Source organism: Streptomyces sp. MBT65 (assembly GCF_016612545.1).
GTDB lineage: Bacteria > Actinomycetota > Actinomycetes > Streptomycetales > Streptomycetaceae > Streptomyces.
On the sequence record NZ_JAENRY010000497.1, the window covers coordinates 1 to 3,973 of the forward strand.

At 71.4% G+C, this 3,973-nt stretch carries 5 protein-coding genes; 3 read left to right on the forward strand and 2 right to left on the reverse strand.

What is annotated here, in order from left to right; genetic code table 11:
* Positions 1 to 26 precede the first annotated feature (26 nt).
* Together JHN63_RS49055 and JHN63_RS49060 are read left to right on the forward strand one after the other, a co-directional pair.
* A complete protein-coding gene (locus JHN63_RS49055; protein WP_200691621.1) occupies positions 27 to 1,049 on the forward strand; it encodes an adenosine deaminase in 1,023 nt (340 codons plus the stop codon).
* Between the two features lie 52 nt (positions 1,050 to 1,101).
* Positions 1,102 to 1,794, forward strand: coding sequence for a glycerophosphodiester phosphodiesterase (locus JHN63_RS49060; RefSeq protein WP_200691619.1), 693 nt, complete (start codon positions 1,102 to 1,104; stop codon positions 1,792 to 1,794).
* On the opposite strand, the gene JHN63_RS49065 is transcribed toward JHN63_RS49060, so the two are convergent.
* Positions 1,772 to 2,455, reverse strand: coding sequence for an NADPH-dependent F420 reductase (locus tag JHN63_RS49065; protein WP_200691622.1), 684 nt, complete (start codon positions 2,453 to 2,455; stop codon positions 1,772 to 1,774). The genes JHN63_RS49060 and JHN63_RS49065 overlap by 23 nt on opposite strands.
* A 57-nt stretch (positions 2,456 to 2,512) precedes the next feature.
* On the opposite strand from JHN63_RS49065, the gene JHN63_RS49070 reads away from it, so the two are divergent.
* A complete protein-coding gene (locus JHN63_RS49070) occupies positions 2,513 to 2,902 on the forward strand; it encodes a helix-turn-helix domain-containing protein (protein WP_200691620.1) in 390 nt (129 codons plus the stop codon).
* On the opposite strand, the gene JHN63_RS54530 is transcribed toward JHN63_RS49070, so the two are convergent.
* Positions 2,884 to 3,423: a hypothetical protein gene (locus tag JHN63_RS54530; protein ID WP_307782174.1), complete on the reverse strand. Its 540-nt coding sequence runs from the start codon at positions 3,421 to 3,423 to the stop codon at positions 2,884 to 2,886. The genes JHN63_RS49070 and JHN63_RS54530 overlap by 19 nt on opposite strands.
* Positions 3,424 to 3,973: the final 550 nt, after the last annotated feature.

A 3,973-nucleotide genomic window follows, 5' to 3' on the forward strand; every position in this document is an offset into this window, starting at 1 on the left:
TGACCGCCGGCGGTCAGGCCCGTGACCTGCATGCTTTTATCGCTGGGTTGCCGAAGGCCGAGTTGCATGTCCATCACGTCGGCTCCGCCTCCCCGCGGATCGTCTCGGAGTTGGCCGCGCGGCACTCCGACTCCAAGGTGCCCACGGACCCCGAGGCCCTGGTCGACTACTTCAGCTTCACGGACTTCGCGCACTTCATCGACGTGTACCTGTCGGTGGTGGATCTGATCCGCACACCGGAGGACGTACGGCTGCTGACATACGAGGTCGCCCGGGAACTGGCCCGGCAGCAGGTGCGGTACGCGGAGTTGACCATCACGCCGTTCTCCTCGACCCGGCGCGGGATCGACGAGCGGGCCTTCATGGACGCGATCGAGGACGCCCGCAAGGCGGCCGAGGCGGACTTCGGGACCGTACTGCGCTGGTGCTTCGACATTCCCGGTGAGGCCGGTCTCGAGGCCGCCGAGGAGACCGTGCGGCTCGCCACCGACGAGCGGCTGCGGCCCGAGGGACTGGTGTCGTTCGGGCTCGGCGGGCCGGAGATCGGCGTGCCCCGGCCGCAGTTCAAGCCGTACTTCGACCGGGCCATCGCCGCCGGCCTGCACTCCGTGCCGCACGCCGGTGAGACCACCGGCCCCGGGACGGTCTGGGACGCCCTGAACGACCTGCGCGCCGAGCGCATCGGACACGGCACCAGTTCCGCCCAGGACCCGAAGCTGCTCGCCCATCTCGCCGAGCACGGCATCGCGCTGGAGGTCTGCCCGACCTCCAACATCGCCACCCGCGCCGTCCGCACGCTCGACGAGCACCCGATCAAGGAGTTCACCCGCGCCGGGGTCCTCGTCACGATCAACTCCGACGACCCGCCGATGTTCGGCACCGACCTCAACAACGAGTACGCGGTCGCCGCCCGCCTCCTCGACCTCGACGAACGCGGTGTCGCCGAGCTCGCGAAGAACGCCGTGACAGCCTCCTTCCTCGACCCGGCGGGCAAGACCCGCATCAACGACGAGATCGACACCTACACCTCGACGTGGCTCGCCCCGTGACCGACAGCTCTCCCTGACCGACAGCTCTCCTGACAACCAGCACAATGGGCCCATGCAGAACGTGACCGCCGTGGGCCATCGCGGCGACCCCTACCGTGTCCGCGAGAACACCACCGACTCGCTGCGTTCCGCGCTCGACCAGGGCGCGGACGCCGTCGAGTTCGACGTACGGCTGACCCGTGACGACGTCCCCGTGTTGCTGCACGACGAGACGCTGACCCGGCTGTGGGAAGTGGACCGGCCGCTGAAGTCGCTGTCGCTGGACGAGGTGCGCGGGCTCACCGGCGACGCGGTGCCGACGCTGATCGAGGCGCTCGCCGCGACCGAGGGCAGCCGGGTGATGGTCGATCTGCCCGGGCCCGCCGACCCGCGGGCCGTGCGCCGGATCGTGGACGTGATCCGCGAGTACGGGGCGGACGACCGGGCGTACTACTGCGCGGGCGCCGACGCCATGCTCGCCGTCCGCGCGGCCGACCCGGCCGCCGAGATCGCCCTGACCTGGACCTCGCTCGCGCCCCCGCGTCCCGCCGTGCTCGAAGCGGTACGGCCGCGCTGGCTCAACTACCGCTTCTCGCTGGTGGATCGGGACCTCGTCGCACGCGTCCACCGCGACGGCTACCTGCTGTCGGTCTGGACCCCCGACACCCGTCGTTCGATGCGCCGACTCCTCGACATGGGCGTCGACTCGATCACCACGAACCGAGTCGGCGTGCTGTGCGGGCTCAGGAAGCAGGCCCAGAACTGAGGTCCACCTCCTCGGCATCGGCCCGCGGCCCCGCCGACTCCCTTGGCGGGGCGATGGATTGAGCGTCCACTCCTTCCCCCACCCACAGCCGGATCAGCAGCGCGGCGGTCGCCTCCAGCAGCCCCGCGCCCTGGTCCAACTCCCCCGCCGCGAACGGCTCGCAGCCCACGTCCCGCACCAACTGCCGTACGACCGCGAGGGCTTCGGCGGCGTCCCCGCTCACGGGGACGCCGAGGGGGCGGCCGTCGAACACCGGGGGTGTCAGGCGCCAGACGTCCTCGTGGCAGAGGTTGAACGCCTTGACGACGTGGGTCTCGGGGCCCGCGGCGGTGGCGAGTCGTACGGCGGCGGGCGGGCCGCCCGCGGTGAGGAGGCGGAAGCCTTCGCCGACGGGGTTCGTGCAGTCGATCAACACGCGCCCGGTGAGCGGGAGTTGGCGGGCCACGTCGACCGCCGCCTGCCACGGCAGGGCCATCAGTACGGCGTCGGTGCCGAAGTCGGCGGCCTGGTGGAGGCTGCCGGACGCTCCGCCCCTTCGCCGTGCGAGCGCCTCCGCGCGCCCCAAGTCCCGCCCGCCGAACAGCACTTCGTGTCCGGCCTTGATCCACTGCGTACCCAGCGCGTCCGCCATGCCGCCGGTACCGAGAATTCCTATCCGCATCCGTATCCGTATCCGCATGGCACGACAGTAGGAAGCCGCTCGGGCACCATGTGGTGCGTGACGTCCGACCCCGAGTTTCTCGCCGACTGCCGGGCCCGGCTCGCCTTCGACCTGTTGGGCAACACCTGGAACTGTGTGGTGCTGTGGGCGCTGCGGCACGGTCCGCGTCGGCCCGGTGAGTTGCGGGGGCGGATCGGCGGGATCAGTCAGAAGGTGCTGACCGAGACGCTGCGGCGGCTGGAGTTCAACGGGCTGGTGGCACGGCGGTCCTACGGTGGGTCGCCGCCGCGGGTGGAGTACGAACTCACCGCGCTGGGGCGGACGTTGCTCGACCCGATCGACACGTTCGGGGCGTGGGCCTTCGAGCACGGGGACGAGGTCATGGCCGCGCAGGACGCATCCGCACAAGACGCCTCCGCACGGGACGGTCAGACGCGGGAGGCCTGAGCCACCGTCGCCGGGTCGGCCGGGGTGGTGCGGGTGACGTACTGGGGGACGGGAGTGTCGTCCTTGCCGGTGTCCCGGGTGAGGCCGTAGCGGGTCGCGCCCTGGGCGGGGCCGGTGCTGATGTCCTGCTCCACCGCGTCCCAGGTGGTGGGGAAGACGTTGAGGCCGTAGTCGGCGCCGCGTTCGTTGACGGTGAGGGTGACGCTGCCGTCCACGTAGAAGTACTCGTTCTGCCACATCTGTTGGGTGCCGGTGGGCAGGACGTCGTAGCCGGTGGTGGAGTTTCCCATGCCGGTGGCGGTGGTGTCGGTGGTGCTGACCGGGTCGTCCATACGGCGGCCGCCGCCCGAGGCGACGTGGAAGAGCTTGCCCTTCAGGGCGGTCCAACTCGGCATGACCAGCGCGCCGTTGCGGTACTGCGGCGAGATCTGCCAGCGGACGAGAACGTAACCCTGGCCGCTGAGCGTCACGTTGTCACCCCGGTGGTTCATGGTGGCGTGCGCGCCGCCGGTGCTGGTCACGCCGGACGCGGGCCGGTGCGGGAGCGCTGCGGGCGGGGAGTCGGGATTCGGGGCGCGGTCNTCTTTGACGGGGAGGGTGAACGCGAGGGAATCGGTGAGGGAGGCGTGGACCGCGAGGGCGCTGCGCTCGCGGACGGGGTGAGGAAGGTACCGGCCGTCAGCGAGGGGGTGAGGGCCTTAGGAAGCGAGTCGTCCGGGTTATGGGTCACGACATACACACCCCCGGCAGCGATCGTCGCACCGGCCGCCACGGCGACAGCAGGCTTGGTCAACACCCCGATCACCTTCCCCACCCAGCCGACGGGCGCCCCGGCCGAACCGGCGACCCCGGCGGCCCCGGCAGCCCCGGAAACTCCGGCAGCCCCCGAACCCACGGCCCCAGCGGAGCCCGCAACACCCGCTCCCCCGGCCGAACCTGCAGCACCTGCGGCCCCGGCAAATCCCGTAGCGCCCGCAGTGCCCGCAACCCCGGAAGCTCCCGCAGCACCCACGCCTCCGGCAGCATGCACCGCACCCGCAGCACCGGCCACGCCCGCCGACCCCGAAGCCG